This is a genomic window from Nocardioides sp. Iso805N, from assembly GCF_000364605.1.
Classification (GTDB): Bacteria; Actinomycetota; Actinomycetes; order Propionibacteriales; family Nocardioidaceae; genus Nocardioides.
The window spans coordinates 203,505-221,552 of sequence record NZ_KB822577.1; the positions used below are offsets into that span (position 1 = coordinate 203,505).

Genomic DNA, 18,048 nt, shown 5'->3' on the forward strand with positions numbered 1-18,048 from the left:
GTTGGCCGAGCCCGGCCCCGCGAACCCGACATCGCCGCGTCCCCAGCAGGTCACCTACGCCGGCTGGGGCGTCGTGCTCGGCTCGGTGGCGCTGGTCATCAGCGCGTTCCAGCAGATCTCCACGCTGCACAGCCTGGACACCCGCACCACCGTCGAGCGACTCGTCGCCGACCAGCCGAGCGGCCTCACCATCACCGTCGACACCTGGCTGGAGGTGCTCAAGGTCCTCGGCATGGTCTCCGGTGCCTGTGCCGCCGCCGCTGCGATCCTCGGTTGGCAGGCACTGCAGCGTTCCCGTTCGGCGCGGATCGCGCTGCTGGTGATCGGGGTGCCGCTGGTCCTCGCCGGACTGGCCAGCGGTCCGATCTTCGCGTTGCTCGTCGGTTTCGGGGTGGTGGTGCTGTGGCTTCCTTCGGCGAACGCATGGTTCGACCCGGCCGCTCCGGGCAAGATGCAGGCCATGAGCGATGCGCCACGGCCGCCTGCCTCGCCCACCCCGTCCGGCTCCGCCGGTCCCGTGCAGCCGGCTGCCCCTGTGCCGCCGCCCATCCCTGCGCCGCCTGCCGGGCCTTACGGTCAGCAGCCGCCTCCGCCGTTCGGGCAGCCGCCCTACGGTGCGGCTCCGGCGCCGCCGCCTCAGCCCGGCACCTGGCCGCCGAACCCGCACGCGCAGCAGCCGCAGCAGCCATACCCGCCGTACGCGCCCCAAGGGGGCCGGCCGGGTGAGGTCGGGCCCCGACCGGGTCCGGTGACGGCGGCGGTGATCATCACCATCGTCCTGTCCGGCGTCACCGCGATCCTCGGGGTGATCCTGGCAGTGGTCGGCGCGGCGGTGTCCGACGATCTGTTGAGCGACCTGGCGGATCGGGGCTACGACATCACGAATGTGACCTCCCACGAGCTTGCGGTCGGGCTGGCGGTGATCGGAGGCTTCGTGGTGGTGGTCGCATTGGCGGCGATCGTGGTGGCGATCTTCGTGCTTCGTCGTTCGCGGGGTGCGCGGGTGGTGCTCACGGTGTTCTCGGCGCTCACCATCCTGACGAGCCTCATCACGATCACCTCGGTCGTCGCGGTGCTGCCCCTGGCCGGTGCGATCGCCACGATCGTGCTGCTGTACCAGCGCTCCTCCAGCGACTGGTTCGCCGGCGGCGGAGCCCGGCCGCCCGCACCGCCGGTCTATCCCGGCGGCTCCTGGCCCGGCGCCTGAGACGACGGCCTGAGATGTCTGACGCCTACGGTTCGTACGGAAATCCGTACGGCGCGCCCCCGCCGTACCCGAACCAGATCCCGCCCGGGCCGCCGCCCGGCTCCGAGTCACCGCCTGGCCCGCCGTCGGGGCCACCATCTGGGTCCCCGGGGCTCCCGCCGATGCCGCCACCGAACCCGTCCCAGGTGGCACACGGGCCGTGGTACGTCGCCAAGGAGCCGCGGCCCGGTGTGGTGGTGGCTGGCGTCGTCATCGCGTTCGTGATGATCGGCCTGACCATCGCCTGCTTGCTCCTCGGTGTGATCGGGGTCTTCGCCCTCCACGCGGACTCCGACCCCGAGGACCATCTGAGCAGCGCTGCGACGGCGGTCAGCCTGGCGGTGTTGGGCCTCGCTATCGCCCTCTGCGTCACCGCCATCGTCTTCGGTGCCCTCGCCCTGGCCAGGAGGCAGTGGGCACGCGTCGTCACGATCGTGCTCGGCTTCGCCTCTGCTGTGCTCGTCGCGTTCATCGGCATCTGCCTGATCGTCGACGACGATGCGGCCGGCGAAGTGGTCACCGGTGTCGTGGTCGTGCTCCTCGGCGTGGCTGCCGCACTCTCGGCCTTACTCCTGCTGCTCCCGCCGGCCGGTCGCTGGTACAGGTCGAGGCCGGCGGCGGGATAGTCCTGGACGATGTGGCCGGCCAGGACGCCGATCGACCAGCCAGATCGTCCAGGACTATCCCCGCGGCCCGCTGAGGTCGCTGCCCGCCAGCCGTTCCAGCGCCGTCTCGACCACCTCGGGTCGCTTGCAGAACGCCCAGCGCACCAGCTGCCGGCCGGGGTTGTCGGCGGCATCGCGGTCAGGGTCGTAGAACCCCTGGGTCGGGATCGCCACCACCCCCGCGCGCCCTGGCAGTGCCCGACAGAACGCGTCGCCGTCGGCCCAGCCGAGGCCGGTGATGTCGGTGGTGGCGAAGTAGGTGCCCTGCGGCACCGTCACGGCCAGCCCGAGGGCGCGCAGGCCTTCGCAGAGCAGATCGCGCCGCTCCTGCAACGAGGCGGCCAGCCGGGCCGGCCAGTCCGGCTCCTCGTCGAGGGCGTACGCCGCGGCAGGTTGCAGCGGTGCTCCCGAGGTGAAGGTCAGCCACTGCTTGGCGGCCAGCACCGCCGCGACCAGGTGCGCGGGCCCGCTCGCCCAGCCGACCTTCCAGCCGGTGAACGAGTAGGACTTGCCGATGCTGGACAGGGTCAGCGTCCGCTCGAACATCCCCGGCAGCGTGGCGAGCGGATGGTGCTCGTTGTGGTGGGTCCCGGTGCCGTAGGTCAGGTGCTCGTAGACCTCGTCGGTGACCACGATGAGGTCGTGCTCGACCGCCACGTCGGCGACGGCCTGCAGCTCGGCGCGGGTGAGCACCGTCCCGGTCGGGTTGTGCGGAGTGTTGAGCAGGATCACCCGGGTCCGCTCGCTCACCGCGGACCGCAGTGCGGCCACGTCCAGCCGGAAGTCGGGGGCCCGGAGGGTGACCGGGCGGCGTACGCCTCCTGCCATCGTGATCATCGCCGGGTAGGAGTCGTAGTAGGGCTCGAGCAGCACCACCTCGTCGCCCGGCTCGACCAGTCCGAGGATGGCGGCCGCGATCGCCTCGGTGGCTCCGGTGGTGATCACCACCTGGGTGGCTGGGTCGAGGTCCAAGCCGTAGTGCCGCTGCTGGTGCCGAGCGACGGCCTCCCGCAGCACGGGTACGCCGGGGCCCGGGGCGTACTGGTTCGCGCCTCCGCGCAGCGCCGCCACGGCGCGCTCCACCACGTCCGCCGGCCCATCGACGTCCGGGAACCCCTGGCCCAGGTTGATCGCACCGGTCGCCGTCGCCAGCGCGGACATCTCGGCGAAGATCGTGGGAGGGATGCCCCGCAGGCGCGACACGGTCACGCGCTTTAGGCTAGCGGCGTGACCGATCTGCCCCTGAACGACGCGACTCTTGCCGCCGACATCGACGCCGCCTGCCGCCTGCACGGCACCTTCACCCTGCGCTCGGGCCAGGTGAGCGACACCTACTTCGACAAATACCTCTTCGAGGCCCAGCCCGCCCTGCTCGAGCGCGTCGCCGCCCGGATGGTCGAGCTCCTCCCGGAGGGCACCGAGCTGCTCGGCGGCCTGGAGATGGGCGGCATCCCGATCGCCACCATGGTCTCGGCCAAGACCGGCATCCCGGTGATCTTCATCCGCAAGAAGGCCAAGGAGTACGGCACCGCGAAGCTGGCCGAGGGCCCGGCGTACGACGGCAGGCGGGTGACCCTGATCGAGGACGTGATCACCTCGGGGGGTGCGGTCCGCGACGCGGTGAACGCGCTGCGGCCGGCGGGCGCGATCGTCGACACCGTGGTGTGCGCCATCGACCGCTCGCCGGAGCCGGGGGAGTCGCTGCGCGACGTCGACCTGGCGATCCGCTCGGTGCTCACCCGCGCCGAGCTGGATGCTGTCCAGCAGGGCTGAGCCGCCCCGCCGGAATCGGCCCGGGGCGGGGCTGGGTCAGTGGTGGCCGACGCCGGAGTTCTGCCCCGGGCTGCTCGCCTTGGACGACTGCTCGTGACGCTTGCGCAGCCACTCGATGGCCAGCACGACCACGGTGATGGCGAGCAGGCCGTAGGTGACCAGGTCGATGTACTTGCCCAGGCCCGGGAACGACCGGCCGAGCACGTAGCCGATCAGGGTCAGTGCCACGACCCAGGCCACCGCGCCGATGAAACTCCAGACGAAGAATACGTGCTTGCGCATGTTGGTCACGCCCGCGACCAGCGTGATGTAGGTGCGCACGAAGGGCACGAACCGGCCGGCGACCAGTGCGGTGTGGCCGTGCTTGTCGAAGAACGCAGACGTCTGGTCGAGGTACTCGCGTTTGACGATCCTGCCGTCGCGCTCGTAGATCCCTGGCCCGAGCCGTTCGCCTATGTAGTAGCCGGTGACGTTCCCGGCGAAGGCGGCGGCCGTGTAGACGACGATCGCGAAGATCAGGTCTGCGACGTGGCCCCCGGGGATGATCTCGACCTTGCCCTCGGCGATGAACAGGCCCATCGCGAAGAGCAGGGTGTCGCCGGGGAGGAACGGGAAGAGCAGGCCGCACTCGATGAAAAGAACGATGATGCCGACCCAGAACAAGGCCGCGCCGAAGCGGTGGAGCAGGTAGTCCGGGCTCAGCCATTGGGTGACGTCATGAAGGCTGATGGCCTGGACGAGAAGATCGTGCACACACGCACCCTAATCTGCAGGACCTGAACATACGATGACGGCGGACACATCTGATGAATGAAGACGACGCAGCAGCGGCCGGATCGGGCGTCGCCGACGACCCCGCTCGGGCGCCGTACGACCCGATGCCGCACGGCCCTGAGGAGGTCGGTGTCGGGCCGTGGGACGGACCGCTGCCCGAGGGAGACCACTGGGACCCCGACCTGTTGCGCGAGGGGGATCGGCGCAACGTCGTGGACCGCTACCGCTACTGGACGATGGCCGCGATCGTCGCCGATCTCGACAGCCGTCGGCACGGCTTCCACGTGGCCATCGAGAACTGGCAGCACGACTTCAACATCGGCACCATCGTGCGCACCGCCAACGCCTTCCTCGCCGCCGAGGTCCACATCGTCGGCAACCGCCGCTGGAACCGGCGCGGGGCGATGGTCACCGATCGCTACCAGCACATCCGGCACCACCCGACGGTGCCGGACCTGGCCGCCTACCTGCACCAGCTGCCCGGCGGTCCGGTGCGCCTGCTCGGCATCGACAACCTGCCCGGGTCGCTGCACCTGGAGACGATGCGGCTGCCGCGCGACGTCTGCCTCCTCTTCGGCCAGGAGGGCCCCGGGCTCTCGGCGGAGGCGCGAGCGGTGTGCGACGGGACGTTCTCGATCGCGCAGTTCGGCTCGACCCGCTCGATCAATGCCTCCTCGGCGGCGGCCATCGCGATGCACACCTGGATCCGGGAGTACGCCGACCTGTCCTCGGAGGATGCCTGGCGCGGATGAGCCCGGTCAGGCGCTGCCCACCAGGATCGCGTACGCCGCCGGCAGCAGTCGCCAGGCCCGCTCGCGGTAGGGGCCCGTCAGCTCGCCGTCCTCGCTGCACCAGAAGTCCTCGCCCGAGACCCGCACCTCTCGCCCGCGCACCGAGGTGACGTCGGTGCGCTCGTGGTGCCGGCCGAGCAGCATGCCGGCGGCGTAGGCCAGCCGGGCGCCGAGGCCGCGGGTCGAGGCGACCAGGATGTCGGCGTACCCGTCGTCGGGCTCCGCCTCGGGGGTCAGCGGAGCGCCGCCTCCGACGTACCGGCCGTTGCCGATCGCCACCTGGAGGATCCGGTCATCGGGCGTGCACAGGGTCTCGCCGTCGACCTCGACGTGGAGCCGCACCTCGGGCGGCGAGATCACCGCACGGACCGCACCGATGGCGTAGCCCGCCCGACCCCAGCGCTGCTTCCAGGCCCGCCCGGCGCGCGCTGCCTGAGCCCCGGCGCCGGTGTGCACGCTGTTGACCACCACGCCGTCGTCCTCGTCGAGGAGCAGGTCGAGCAGGCGCGGCCTTCCGGTCAGGATCACCTTCGCCGATTCGGCCGGCTCGGTCGGCAGCTCCAGGCCACGGGCGAAGTCGTTGCCGGTGCCTAGGGGCAGCAGCCCGAGGGTCACCTTGTCGAGCTCACCGCGTCGGTGCAGCCCGTTGACCACCGCGTGCAGGCTGCCGTCGCCACCCGCGACCACCAGGGTGCGGTCTCCCCGCTCGCGCAGCGCTGCATCGAGCTCCTCGGGTGTCCCGGTGGCGATCACCTCGACCGGACCGGCCGCGCGCAGCACCTCCAGCGCGGGCTCGACAACCTCGTCCTGGGTGTTGCCGGCGGCGGGCGAGGTGAGCACCAGGAAGGCAGTCATGCGGTGACCGTAGCGGGTAGGTGGTGGGTTCCCGCGCTTGGATCGCTCCAAGTTTCAGCAGGCCGTTCCCGCACTACTGTCGGTCGACAGGAGCGGTGCGGGATGCGCCGTACGACTGGTCACAGGAGTTCCCGATGCCGATCGCAAGCCCCGAGAAGTACGCCGAGATGCTCGCCACCGCGAAGTCGCAGGGCTTCGCGTTCCCCGCCATCAACGTGTCGTCCTCGTTGACGCTGAACGCGGCCCTGGCGGGCTTCGCCGAGGCTGGTTCCGACGGCATCGTCCAGATCTCCACCGGCGGCGCGGAGTTCCTCTCCGGCTCCACGGTGAAGGACATGGTCACCGGTTCGGTGGCGTTCGCGGCGTATGCCGTCGAGGTCGCCAAGAAGTACGACGTCAACATCGCCCTGCACACCGACCACTGCCCCGAGGACAAGCTGGACGGCTTCGTGCGCCCGCTGCTGGCGCTCTCGGCCGAGCGGGTCGCTCGCGGTGAGGCGCCGCTGTTCCAGTCGCACATGTGGGACGGCTCGGCCGTGCCGCTGCACCAGAACCTGCAGATCGCCGAGGAGTTGCTGGCCAAGGCTAAGGCCGCCCACATCATCTTGGAGATCGAGGTGGGCGTCGTCGGCGGTGAGGAGGACGGCGTCGTCGGTGCGATGGACGACAAGCTCTACAGCACCCCCGAGGACGCGCTGGCCACCGTCGCCGCGCTCGGCCTCGGCGAGAACGGCGAGTACATGACCGCGCTCACCTTCGGCAACGTGCACGGTGTCTACAAGCCGGGCAACGTGAAGCTGCGGCCGGAGATCCTGAAGAGCGCGCAGGAGGCGATCGTCGCCAAGTACGGCACCGCCCTGGGCGACAAGCCGCTCAATCTGGTCTTCCACGGCGGCTCCGGCTCCAGCGAGCAGGACATCGAGGCGGCGGTCTCCTACGGCGTGGTCAAGATGAACGTCGACACCGACACCCAGTACGCCTTCACCCGCCCGGTCGCCGGGCACATGCTCAGCAACTACGACGGCGTGCTGAAGGTCGACGGCGACGTCGGCAACAAGAAGTTCTACGACCCGCGCAGCTGGGGCAAGGCAGCCGAGGCCGGCATGGCGGCCCGCGTGACCGAGGCCTGCCAGCACCTCAGCTCGGCCGGTCGATCGATCAAGTAGGACACCGCAACGACCTGCGCCCCCGGCTGCCGAAGCGGCCGGGGGCGCAGGATGTTGGTGCGTGCGTCAGTCCGCGTGGGCGACCGCGGGGACCGCGCCGCCGAAGCCGGCGTGGTTGGGCCGCTCGTAGAACATCACCGCGATGAAGCCGATGACGTAGAGGAAGGTCGGCAGCAGCATCGCGTCGCGCATCGCCTGCGAGAACAGTGAGGCGACGTGAGGGTCGTTGATCTGGGCGGCGCCTGCGTCACCGTGGGCACTCGCGCCGGGCAGCAGAGCCGCCAGGCGGGCATCCATCAGCACCGCGATGGCCGCCGAGCCGATGACCGACCCGACCTGCCGGGTGGCGTTGTAGACGCCGGAGCCTGCGCCTGCCAGCTGCATCGGCAGGTTTCGGGTCGCGGTGGCGGCGGTCGGTGCCCAGATGAAGGCGTTGCCGATGCCGAGGATGACCATGCCGACGCACAGCGACCACACGTGAGAGTCCGGACTTAGCTGCAGTGCCACGGCGAGCATGCCGACGAAGCTGGCCGCGAACCCGAAGCCCATGATGTTGCGCGGGTGCAGCCGGTCGGTCAGGTTGCCGACGAACTTGGCCAGCACGATCGACATCACCGCCATCGGCACCAGCAGCATCGCCGCCTGGGTGGGGCTGTCGCCACGCACGGCCTGGGCGTAGAGCATCAGCGGGTAGCCCATGGAGGCGCCGACCGCCCCCATGGTGGTGATGGCGACGTTGGAGACCGAGAAGTTGCGATCGCCGAACAGGCTCAGCGGCACCAGCGGCTCACGCTTGTTGCGGGCCTGCCAGAGCACGAAGGCGATCAGGAAGGCGATGCCGCCGACGATCATCGCGATGATCCAGCCCGCCCAGTGCTTGTCGTGGCCCTCCTGGATGCCGAAGGCGAGCAGGAACAGGCCGACGCCGGAGAGCGCCACGCCGAGCCAGTCGAAGCTGTGCTCGTGGGTCGGCAGCGCCGGCACCCAGCGGATGGCCAGGATCAACCCCACGATGCCGACCGGGATGTTGACGAAGAAGATCCACTCCCAGCCCAGCGCGTCGGTCAGGACGCCGCCGAGGACCGGTCCAACGACCATCGCCACGCCCGCGGTGGCGCCCCAGACCGCCATCGCCTTGCCGCGCTCGGCCGGCGGGAAGATGCGGGTGATGATCGCCATCGTCTGCGGCGTGATCATCGAGGCGCCGATGCCCTGGACCACCCGAGCGAGGATCAGCATGCCGATCGTCGAGGTCAGGCCGCACCACAGCGAGGCGAGCGTGAAGACCGTGAGGCCGATCAGGTAGAGATACTTCGAGCCGAACCGGTCGCCGAGTCGCCCGGTGATCAGCACGGGCACGGCGTAGGCGAGCATGTAGGCGCTGGAGACCCACACGACCTCGTTGACGCTGGCATCGAGCTTATCGATGATGGTCGGTGTCGCCACCGTGACGATGGTCAGGTCGACCAGGATCATGAAGAAGCCGAGCACCAGCGCGAACAGCGCTGGCCACGGGCGCACGTCTGGCGCAGTCTGGGGAGGGGCTGTCTGGGTCACATCCCAAGTCAACAGCAGACCACTGACAATCTCTTCCGGGTTGTTGGGGACAATCGGAGACATGAGTCTCAACCAGGACCTTCTTGCCGGCCCGCCGCCCACCCATCTTCCGGTCGACCCCGCAGCAGCCGAGCTCGCCGAGCTGACCGATCCCGCCAAGGTCGCCGACGTCGTACGTCGCCATCCGGCCTCCCCGATCGCCTGGGCGACGCTCGGTGCCATCGCCACCGAGCACGGTGCCGACCCGGTGACGATCTACGCCTACGCCCGCGTCGGCTACCACCGCAGCCTGGACATGCTGCGCCGCAACGGCTGGAAGGGCCACGGCCCGGTGCCGTGGGAGCACGAGCCCAACCGCGGCTTCCTGATGTGCCTGGCCCTGCTCGCCCGCTCCGCCCGGGAGATCGGCGAGGACGAGGAGTGGCAGCGCTGCAGCGAGTTCCTGCGCGACAGCAGCCCGACGGCGTACGACGCGCTCCTCGGCGACTGAGGCCACGCCAGCGGGTTCGGTCGGCGGGCGCCTGCGCCGATAGCCTTGCGCCCGTGACCGACGAGCAGCAGACCACCGCCCCGGAGCCGGACCTCACCGAGCCCAGCCTCGATGAGCAGCGGATGGTCCGCCGAGCCAAGCGGGAGCGGCTGCTGGAGGAGGGCCGCCAGGCCTACCCGACCAACGTCGCGCGCACCCACAGCCTGGCCGAGGTGCGCGAGACGTGGGCGCACCTCGGGGCCGGCGAGGAGACCCAGGACGTCGTCTCGGTCACCGGCCGGGTGGTCTTCGTGCGCAACACCGGCAAGCTCTGCTTCGCCACTCTCCAGGAAGGCGTCGGCACGCGGCTCCAGGTGATGCTGAGCCTGGCCGAGGTCGGCGAGGAGTCGCTCGCCGACTGGAAGGCCGTCGTCGACCTGGGCGACCACGTCTCGGTGACCGGCCGGGTGATCTGCTCGCGGCGCGGCGAGCTCTCCGTGATGGCGACCGGCTGGGAGATGGCCTCCAAGGCGCTGCGGCCGCTGCCGGTCTTCCACAAGGAGCTCTCCGAGGAGACCCGCGTCCGACAGCGGTACGCCGACCTCATCGTGCGTCAGGAGGCGCGCGACATGGTCCGCACCCGCAGCCTGGTCACGCGCGCCGTCCGCCGTACGCTCGAGGACGAGGGCTACCTCGAGATCGAGACCCCCATCCTGCAGCTGATCCACGGCGGTGCGATGGCGCGGCCGTTCAAGACGCACATCAACGCCTTCGACCAGGAGATGACCCTGCGCATCGCGCTGGAGCTCAACCTGAAGAAGGCCGTCGTCGGCGGCGTGGAGAAGGTCTTCGAGATCGGCCGGGTCTTCCGCAACGAGGGCGTGGACTCCACCCACAGCCCGGAGTTCACCATGGTCGAGGGCTACCAGGCCTACGGCGACCAGTTCACCATGGCCGAGCTGATGCGCGAGATGTACCTCAACGCCGCCGACCTGATCGGCTCTCGCCAGATCGTCCACCGGCAGGGCCACGAGCCAGGATCGGAGCTCGAGCCCCTCGAGACGATCATCGACCTCGGCGGCGAGTGGCGCTGGCTGCCCGTCTACCAGGGCGTCTCCGAGGCGGTCGGCCGGGAGATCACGCCCGACACCCCGCTGGAGACCCTCGTCGCACTGGCTGCCGAGCACGAGGTCGAGATCGACAAGGCCTGGTCCGCCGGCAAGGTCGTGATGGAGCTGTGCGGCGAGCTCGTCGAGCCCGGCCTGCTCCAGCCGACCTTCCTGTGCGACTTCCCTGCGGAGGCGCAGCCGCTGGCCCGGCTCAACTCCGCCGAGCCGCGCCAGGTGCTCGCCTGGGACCTCATCATCGGCGGTGTCGAGCGCGGGACCGCGTTCACCGAGCTGATCGACCCGGTCGTGCAGCGCGAGGTCCTCACCGCACAGTCGCTCAAGGCCGCCGGCGGCGACCCCGAGGCGATGCAGCTCGACGAGGACTTCCTCCGTGCGCTCGAGTACGGCGCCCCGCCGATGGGCGGCTTCGGCCTCGGCCTGGACCGGATGATCATGCTCTTCACCGGCTCCGGCATCCGCGAGACGATCCTCTTCCCGCTGCTCAAGCCGGAGGCGCACGCCTGAGCCCGGCACTAGGGTGGCGGGCATGGACACCCTGGGTGCCGAGAAGCTCATGACCGCTCTCGGCTTCCCGCCTGAGGTCGCCCGGCTCTACGACCGCCTGCAGGCACTGTCGGGCAGGCCGTGGGGGGAGGTCGCCGAGAATCTGGGCCTGACCCGCGACGAGCTCGGGGTGATCGCCGCGGACCTGGTGGAGGCGGAGATCGTCGAGCTGCGTCCCGACGCTGTTCAGGTGCTCGGCCCGGCGCTCGCGCTGTCCCGGATGATCGAGACGGCCGCCGATCGGGCCCGTCGGGCCCACGAGCAGCTGCTCAACATCAGCCGGGCGGTTCCGCACATCGCCGCCCGCGCCGCGAGCCTCTCCGACGTGGACCTGGAGGAGTCCGGTCAGCCGATCGACGGCGAGATCTACACCGGCCGCTATTTCCCGGAGAGTCTGAGCAGCCTCGTACGGCGAACCACCGGCGACCTGGCCTGGCTGCGACCGGACCAGTGGACGTTCCCGTGGGAGCCGGACATGAACCAGCTGGTCGCCGACGCGGTGGCCAGCGGGCGGCGGGCGCGCGCCATCTACCCGGTGCGAGCGCTGGCCGAGGTCCCCGCCGTACTCGAGGCGCGGGTCGAGATCGGCGAGGACGTCCGGGTGCTGCCGATCATCCCGACCCGCCTGCTGGTCATCGGCACGACCCACGCGATCCTGCCCGAGCCGCTCGGCAAGATCACCACGCCCCGCATGATGGTGCGGCAGCGAGGACTGGTCGAGGCGCTCGCCCTGCTCTTCGAGGAGCTCTGGGAGCGGGCCTCACCGGTGGTGGAGTACGAGCGGGGCGCGAAGGGTGAGGAGCCCCGCCGTCAGCTCCTGCACCAGCTCGCCTCAGGCGCCCAGGACGAGCAGATCGCCCGCCGGCTGGGGCTGAGCCTGCGCACCGTCCGTCGTCGGGTCGCGGAGGTGATGGCCGAGCTGGGTGTCGACTCGCGCTTCCAGGCGGGTGTCGAGGCGTGCCGTCGCGGCTGGTTGTGAGACGGGTCCGAGGCGCCGGGTCGCTCCTCAGCTGGGTTGGTAGCTCGCTGCCATCGCGTCGATCAGCCGGCGCCGCTCGCTGGCCTTGACCAGCGGCTTCTCGAACTCGAAGTCGAGGACGACGTCGCGGCCGTTGTGGATCGAGCCGTACTCCTCGTAGAGAAGAACGTCGTTGGTGTCGTCGACCAGGTGGTAGAACAGCACGCCGCCGAGGGTCACGTTGGGGCGACGGGTCCAGGTCAGTCCCTTGTCCTGGTGCACCACCTTGACCACGGCGTCGAGCGCGGCCGGGGTCGGGCTGGCGGAGGTGCCGAAGACGTGGTCGTCGAGGTCGGCGTAGATCACCTGACCGCCCTTGCGGACCGGACCCGTCAACACAAGCTGCCAGGCCGCGTCGCCCGGCTTGAGGGTCCATCCGGCCGGCGCACGGACGGTGCCGGCGTCGAGCGTGGCGACAGGGCCCGTCAGGCCGGACTGAGAAGGGGAGGGGCTGGACGCGGCCTCAGACGGTGTCGCGGCCGCGCTCCCGGGGGTTGAGGCAGCGCCGGAGGGCCTCGGGCCGGATGCGGCGTCGTCGCTCCCGCTCCCGCTCCCGCAGCCGCTGAGCGCGGCGAGCGAGGCGACGGCCAGCGCCGCGACGGTCGTCACCTTGACCCGACGGGACACCCGAGTACCTCCTGGTCGACAGGGCGGCAGACTAGCCGATCCGATCCGATGTTTTGGCGCGGCCTGAGCAGGGAATGTGGGTCGCGGTAGGACGTGACGGATCTTGGGGTTGACCATGTTGCCTGACTTGTTGCTTGACGGCGGTGCCACCGCCAAGACGCTCAGCATCCTGATGGACGAGGACACCATCGGCGAGCTGCGCAAGCTCCTGACCGGGCACCACTCGGAGGTCCTGGACCAGAAGGTGACGCCCGTCGGGCACGGTGACTTCGGCGCCAGCGCTCCGGGTGCGAGCCTGGGCGCCGATGCCGACCTGGCCCATCAGCACGTCGTCGCGGTGCTCAAGGAGATGGCCGAGGGGCTGGCGGGCTTCGCGAGCGCCCTGGACAAGGCTTCCGCACATCTCGCCGACGTGGACGAGGACAGTGCCGTGACCACCACCCAGATCGATTCGTCGCTGGACCGGGTGGACACCACGTTCGACGGCGCAGACACCCACGGCACGACCGTCAGCCAGTCCACCGTCGGTGGCCAGCAGCCGACGACCACGGCGCCGGCCTCGACCGGCGGGTCCACCGCCACGTCGGGCGGACCCATGGGAGGTGCCCAGTGAGCGAGCTGAAGGGACCGAACCGTGCCCTCCTCGACACCTACCTCGAGGGCACCCACGCGACCGTGTCGACGATCGCGGACGCATCTGCCGACTGGCACAGCAGCGCAGCGCTGCTGCGGACCATCGCTCACTCGTTGACGTTGCACACCACGACGCTCGACTCGGCTTTCGGGGCCGACAGCGAGGTCACGGCGGCCGCCACCGCAGCGTTCCAGAAGGCCGCGGACACGATGACCTCGCGTGCCGATCAGCTCGAGGCCGGCAGCCAGCAGCTCACGACGGTGCACGCCCAGCTGATCGTCGCGCAGAGCGAGCAGCAGCGACTGACCCCGCCCGCGGATGCCGGCACCGCGCCGACCGTCACGGACCCGAGCGACCCGGCACAGAAGAAGAAGTACAACGCTTGGAAGGCCAAGTCGGACGCTGCTGGCAAGGCCTACAACGACAACGAAACGGCCGCGGCAGCCCAGATCCGGGCCCTCGACACTGCCTTCGACGATGCTGCGCTGACGATGCGGGAGATCCACGGAGAGACGCCGGCGCCGTCGCCCGGCGGGGCCGGGTCGGGCACGCCGTCGGGCACAACCGGCGGTAGCCGGACGAGCGGTCGCAAGAGCGCGATCAAGGATCCGACGGCGTTCGTTGCGACCCCCACCGTCGGATCCACCGACCCAGGGACGACGCATCACCCGGGCACGACGGCCACCATCCCGCCGGGGACCACCCCCAGCACCAGCACCGGCGGCGATCACGGCGGTCTGCTGCAGGGCGGCGGGACGCCGATGCCGACCGCGCCGACCGCGCCGACCTCGCCGGTCACGCCCAGCGTGCCGGTCGCCTCTTCGGCTGGCCTGAGCGGTGGCCTGAGCGCCGGCGGGGTCGCTGGCGGGGTCGCTGGTGGGGTCGGCGGCGCGGGTGTCCTCGGCGCAGGTGCGCTGGGCGGTCTGGGCGGCTCCGGCGCGGGTGGTGCCGGCGCCGGATCGCTGCCCGCCCTGCGGTTCGAGTCCGGCCAGACGATCGGTGGTTCGGCCGTGGGTCGAGTGGCCGGGGGTGCGCTGGGCGCCGAGGAGCAGGCGGCTGCCGGTCGGCCCACGGTCGCCGCAGGTGGGGGTGCCGGATCGGGCGCGCGTGGAGCGGGCGGCCGCCGGGTCGCGGCCGGGGGCAGCCGGGGTGGCAGCCGCGGCGCGGGCGCGTCGGCCGGTGGTCGCGGGCGCGACCGCAAGCGCGGCGAGCAGACCGCTGATGACCTGTGGGACGACGGCAGCGACTGGCTCGACGACGAGGGCGCAGGCCCTACCGTGATGCGCTGAGCGGGGTCCCGGCGATCGAGCGAAGAGGGGCGTTCACCGCCCGCTTTGGTAACGTACGGTTGCAAGAGCCCCCGGCCTGACCCTCGGTCTTGCGCGGGGCTCCTTGCTGATCGGACCCAATCCAGGTGCGTTGAGCAGCCGCCCGCGGGGCGGAGGGACTCCGTCCGTCGTGAAGGAGTAGTACATGCCCGCAATCGCGATCATCGGTGCCCAGTGGGGCGACGAGGGCAAGGGCAAGGCCACCGACCTGCTCGGCGGCGACGTCGACTACGTGGTCAAGTTCAACGGCGGCAACAACGCCGGCCACACCGTCGTCATCCCGCAGCCGGACGGCTCGAACGAGAAGTACGCGCTGCACCTGCTGCCCAGCGGCATCCTCACCCCCGGTGTCACGCCGGTCATCGGCAACGGCGTGGTCATCGACCTGCAGGTGCTGTTCGAGGAGATCGACGGGCTCAACGCCCGCGGCGTGGACACCTCGCTGCTGCGGGTCTCGGCGAACGCGCATGTCATCGCCGACTACAACCGCCAGCTCGACAAGGTCAACGAGCGCTTCCTCGGCTCCCGCAAGATCGGTACGACGGGACGCGGCATCGGCCCGACGTACGCCGACAAGATCAACCGGATCGGCATCCGGATCCAGGACCTGTTCGACGAGAAGATCCTGCGCGCCAAGGTCGAGGGCGCGCTGGAGCTGAAGAACCAGCTGCTCACCAAGGTCTACAACCGGCGCGGCTTCACCGTCGACGCGGTCGTGGAGGACCTGCTCTCCTACGCCGAGCGGCTCGCCCCGATGGTGTGCGACACCGCCCTGCTGCTCAACCAGGGCCTGGACAAGGGCGAGGTCGTGCTGCTGGAGGCCGGGCAGGCCACGCTGCTCGACGTCGACCACGGCACCTACCCGTTCGTCACCTCGTCCTCGGCGACCTCGGGCGGCGCCTGCACCGGCTCCGGCATCCCGCCGATGCGGCTGGACCAGGTGATCGGCATCGTGAAGGCCTACACCACCCGCGTGGGTGAGGGACCGTTCCCGACCGAGCTGCTCGATGAGTCGGGCGAGTTCCTGCGCGAGAACGGCTTCGAGTTCGGCACGACCACCGGTCGGCCGCGTCGCTGCGGCTGGTACGACGCGGTCATCGCCCGCTACGCAGCGCGCATCAACGGGGTCACCGACTTCGTGCTGACCAAGCTCGACGTGCTCACCGGCCTGGAGCAGATCCCGGTCTGCGTCGCCTACGACGTCGACGGCGTACGGCACGACGAGATGCCGGTCAACCAGTCCGACTTCCACCACGCCGAGCCGGTCTACGAGTACCTGCCCGGCTGGAGCGAGGACATCTCCGGCGCCCGCATCCTGGCCGACCTGCCGGCCAACGCGCAGGCCTACGTTCGTCGCGTCGAGGAGCTCTCCGGTGCCCGGATGTCGGTGATCGGCGTCGGTCCCGGTCGCCACGAGAGCGTCGTGGTGCATGATCTGCTCAAGCGCTGAGCTGAGCTGAGTGTGACGCTGCCCGGCCGCGCGGCGCATGACGTACTCGCGGCCGGGTACAGCGTTCCACCATGGGGGAGAAGGGAGCCGCATGCCCAAGCCGACCTTGGTCCTCGTCGACGACTCGGACGAGGTACGTGCGCTGGTCCGTACCCGGCTGCAGCTCTCCGGACAGTTCGAGATCGTCGGTGAAGGGCGTGACGGTGCCGAGGCGATCGGTCTGGCGTATCGGCACGAGCCTGATCTGCTGCTGATGGACACCTCGATGCCCACCATGGACGGGCTCGAGGCACTCCCCGCCGTACTGACCCTGGCGCCGGACACGAAGGTGGTCATCTTCACCGGCTTCGAGGAGCGCGGCCTGGCCGACGCTGCCCGCGAGCTGGGTGCCGTGGACTTCATCGAGAAGTCGATCCGCATCGACGAGTTGGCCGATCGCCTTCTGACCTTGCTCGGCACCCGGCCGGCGACGCCACCGCCCCCGGGACGCAATCGGCTGCGCGTGGTCGGGCAGAGTGACGGCGAGGAGAGCGACTCGGTCGAGCAGACGGTGCTCGACGAGCATCTCGAGCGCTTCCGCGAGGTCTTCGAGCGCGCCGCCATCGGCATGGCCACCCTCACCCTCAACGGCAGCGTGGTGCGCGCGAACGCGGCGCTCGCAGAGTTGATGCGATGCCAGCCCGTCGACCTGGTCGGCGTGGACTACGGCCAGCTCACCGGCGGCCAGGGCGACGCCCTCGACGCCGGCCTGGAGGCGATCAGCCTGCGGGGCGAGTCGATGGTCACCTTCGAGCACCGACTGCCCGATGCCATCGACCAGACGGTGCGGGTGACCTTGGCGCCGATCCGCGACTCCAAGGGCCAAGCCCTCTACGTGTTCGCCCAGGTGCAGGACATCAGCGCCCAGCTGCAGGCGGAGGACGACCTGCGGCGCAACGAGGAACTGTTCCGGATGCTCGTCACGGCCGTGCGCGACTATGCGATCTACATGCTCGACCCGCAGGGCAACGTGGCGAGCTGGAACATCGGCGCACAGCGGATCAAGGGCTACAGCGCCGAGGAGGTCATCGGGCAGAACTTCCGGCTCTTCTACCCCGACCAGGAGCAGGACGCCCGCCACCCCGAGCACAACCTCGCGCTCGCGTTGCAGAACGGCGCCTTCGCCGAGGAGGGCTGGCGGGTGCGCAAGGACGGCAGCCAGTTCTGGGCCAGCGTCGTGATCACTGCGGTCTATGGCGAGGACGGCGAGCACATCGGTTTCGCCAAGGTCACCCGCGACCAGACCGAGCAGCGGCTCTACGCCGACCAGCACCAGACCGCCACCGAGCAGCAGACCCACCTCCTGGCGGTGACCGCGCACGAGCTGCGTACGCCGACCGCTGTGATCGAGGGGTCGGCCTCGTTGCTGCAGGAGCAGTGGCAGCGGCTCAGCCAGGCGGATCGGACGCAGCTGCTGTCGGGGATCAGCACCAGCGCCCACCGGCTGCAGCGCCTGGTCACCGACCTCGCGACCGCCTCGCGGCTGCAGAACGACGCCCTGGTGCTGCGACCCGAGGAGGTCACGCTCGGTGCCCTGCTGACCGCGTCCATCGAGCGCACGCGCGCGGCCAACAACGGCGCCCAGATCCAGCTGGAACTGATCGAGGACGTCTCCTTCGTCGCCGACGCCGGTCGGCTCGCGCAGGCCGTGGACAACCTGCTCGACAACGCCATCCGGCACGGCCGGGCACCGGTCACGGTGGCAGGGCGGCCGACGGTGTCGGGCGTGGAGATCCGCATCTGCGACACCGGGCCGGGCGTCCCGAGGGACCTCGTGCCGCAGCTCTTCGACCGCTTCGCAGTCGCAGGTCGCACCGGAGGCACCGGGCTCGGGCTCTACCTCGTGCGCGAGATCGCGCGAGGACACGGCGGCGAGGTGACCTATGAGGCCCCCAGCGCACAAGGCCCGTCGGCCTTCGTGCTGCGCGTGCCCTTCGAGCCGATCGAGGCCAGCCTGCGGATCGCCGCGGTGCGCTGATCGCG

At 70.5% G+C, this 18,048-nt stretch carries 17 protein-coding genes; 12 read left to right on the forward strand and 5 right to left on the reverse strand.

Annotation, left to right across the window (positions count from 1 at the left end):
* Nucleotide 1 precedes the first annotated feature (1 nt).
* Entirely contained in the window at nucleotides 2-1,207 is a 1,206-nt protein-coding gene (locus tag H036_RS25335; RefSeq protein ID WP_051068640.1) for a hypothetical protein, read from the forward strand.
* A 161-nt stretch (nucleotides 1,208-1,368) separates the two neighbouring features.
* The gene (locus tag H036_RS24330; protein WP_157417187.1) at nucleotides 1,369-1,872 is read left to right on the forward strand and encodes a DUF4231 domain-containing protein; all 504 of its coding nucleotides are present in this window, start codon (nucleotides 1,369-1,371) and stop codon (nucleotides 1,870-1,872) included.
* 54 nt (nucleotides 1,873-1,926) lie between these two features.
* On the opposite strand, the gene H036_RS0108605 is transcribed toward H036_RS24330, so the two are convergent.
* Nucleotides 1,927-3,120, reverse strand: a complete 1,194-nt coding sequence (locus H036_RS0108605; RefSeq protein WP_017934379.1) for a pyridoxal phosphate-dependent aminotransferase — start codon at nucleotides 3,118-3,120, stop codon at nucleotides 1,927-1,929.
* A gap of 18 nt (nucleotides 3,121-3,138) precedes the next feature.
* Between H036_RS0108605 and pyrE the strand changes: the two genes are divergently transcribed.
* A complete protein-coding gene (pyrE, locus tag H036_RS0108610) occupies nucleotides 3,139-3,684 on the forward strand; it encodes an orotate phosphoribosyltransferase (RefSeq protein ID WP_017934380.1) in 546 nt (181 codons plus the stop codon).
* 36 nt (nucleotides 3,685-3,720) lie between these two features.
* Here pyrE and H036_RS0108615 read toward each other — a convergent pair whose 3' ends face one another.
* Nucleotides 3,721-4,437: a DedA family protein gene (locus tag H036_RS0108615; RefSeq protein WP_017934381.1), complete on the reverse strand. Its 717-nt coding sequence runs from the start codon at nucleotides 4,435-4,437 to the stop codon at nucleotides 3,721-3,723.
* Between the two features lie 53 nt (nucleotides 4,438-4,490).
* On the opposite strand from H036_RS0108615, the gene H036_RS0108620 reads away from it, so the two are divergent.
* Nucleotides 4,491-5,210: a TrmH family RNA methyltransferase gene (locus H036_RS0108620; RefSeq protein ID WP_017934382.1), complete on the forward strand. Its 720-nt coding sequence runs from the start codon at nucleotides 4,491-4,493 to the stop codon at nucleotides 5,208-5,210.
* 6 nt (nucleotides 5,211-5,216) lie between these two features.
* Here the strand turns inward: H036_RS0108620 and H036_RS0108625 are convergent, their stop codons facing one another.
* Complete coding sequence (locus H036_RS0108625; protein WP_017934383.1) at nucleotides 5,217-6,104, reverse strand: diacylglycerol/lipid kinase family protein; 888 nt, start codon at nucleotides 6,102-6,104, stop codon at nucleotides 5,217-5,219.
* Between the two features lie 134 nt (nucleotides 6,105-6,238).
* Between H036_RS0108625 and fbaA the strand changes: the two genes are divergently transcribed.
* The gene (gene fbaA, locus H036_RS0108630) at nucleotides 6,239-7,270 is read left to right on the forward strand and encodes a class II fructose-bisphosphate aldolase (RefSeq protein WP_017934384.1); all 1,032 of its coding nucleotides are present in this window, start codon (nucleotides 6,239-6,241) and stop codon (nucleotides 7,268-7,270) included.
* A 66-nt stretch (nucleotides 7,271-7,336) separates the two neighbouring features.
* Here the strand turns inward: fbaA and H036_RS0108635 are convergent, their stop codons facing one another.
* A complete protein-coding gene (locus tag H036_RS0108635) occupies nucleotides 7,337-8,791 on the reverse strand; it encodes a DHA2 family efflux MFS transporter permease subunit (RefSeq protein ID WP_017934385.1) in 1,455 nt (484 codons plus the stop codon).
* 97 nt (nucleotides 8,792-8,888) lie between these two features.
* Here H036_RS0108635 and H036_RS0108640 point away from each other — a divergent pair, with 97 nt between their 5' ends.
* The 3 genes from H036_RS0108640 to H036_RS0108650 all read left to right on the forward strand — a co-directional run bounded on the left by H036_RS0108640 (nucleotide 8,889) and on the right by H036_RS0108650 (nucleotide 11,948).
* The gene (locus H036_RS0108640) at nucleotides 8,889-9,317 is read left to right on the forward strand and encodes a DUF3151 domain-containing protein (protein WP_017934386.1); all 429 of its coding nucleotides are present in this window, start codon (nucleotides 8,889-8,891) and stop codon (nucleotides 9,315-9,317) included.
* 122 nt (nucleotides 9,318-9,439) lie between these two features.
* On the forward strand, nucleotides 9,440-10,930 hold the full coding sequence (gene lysS, locus H036_RS0108645) for a lysine--tRNA ligase (protein ID WP_081615507.1): 1,491 nt from the start codon (nucleotides 9,440-9,442) through the stop codon (nucleotides 10,928-10,930).
* Nucleotides 10,931-10,952: 22 nt separating this feature from the next.
* Nucleotides 10,953-11,948 carry a helix-turn-helix domain-containing protein gene (locus tag H036_RS0108650; RefSeq protein WP_017934388.1) on the forward strand — a complete coding sequence of 332 codons (996 nt, stop codon included), beginning with the start codon at nucleotides 10,953-10,955 and terminating at the stop codon, nucleotides 11,946-11,948.
* A 27-nt stretch (nucleotides 11,949-11,975) separates the two neighbouring features.
* Here H036_RS0108650 and H036_RS0108655 read toward each other — a convergent pair whose 3' ends face one another.
* Nucleotides 11,976-12,614: a lipase chaperone gene (locus H036_RS0108655; RefSeq protein ID WP_017934389.1), complete on the reverse strand. Its 639-nt coding sequence runs from the start codon at nucleotides 12,612-12,614 to the stop codon at nucleotides 11,976-11,978.
* A gap of 115 nt (nucleotides 12,615-12,729) precedes the next feature.
* Here H036_RS0108655 and H036_RS0108660 point away from each other — a divergent pair, with 115 nt between their 5' ends.
* The 4 genes from H036_RS0108660 (at nucleotide 12,730) to H036_RS22255 (ending at nucleotide 18,043) form a co-directional block, all read left to right on the forward strand.
* Entirely contained in the window at nucleotides 12,730-13,227 is a 498-nt protein-coding gene (locus tag H036_RS0108660) for a hypothetical protein (RefSeq protein WP_036487814.1), read from the forward strand.
* Entirely contained in the window at nucleotides 13,224-14,537 is a 1,314-nt protein-coding gene (locus tag H036_RS0108665) for a hypothetical protein (RefSeq protein WP_017934391.1), read from the forward strand. The genes H036_RS0108660 and H036_RS0108665 overlap by 4 nt, the downstream gene beginning before the upstream one ends.
* Nucleotides 14,538-14,721: 184 nt before the next feature.
* Nucleotides 14,722-16,026: an adenylosuccinate synthase gene (locus tag H036_RS0108670; protein ID WP_017934392.1), complete on the forward strand. Its 1,305-nt coding sequence runs from the start codon at nucleotides 14,722-14,724 to the stop codon at nucleotides 16,024-16,026.
* A gap of 91 nt (nucleotides 16,027-16,117) precedes the next feature.
* Nucleotides 16,118-18,043 (forward strand): PAS domain S-box protein, encoded by a 1,926-nt coding sequence (locus H036_RS22255; protein WP_017934393.1) that lies wholly within the window; start codon nucleotides 16,118-16,120, stop codon nucleotides 18,041-18,043.
* The last annotated feature ends 5 nt before the right edge of the window (nucleotides 18,044-18,048 follow it).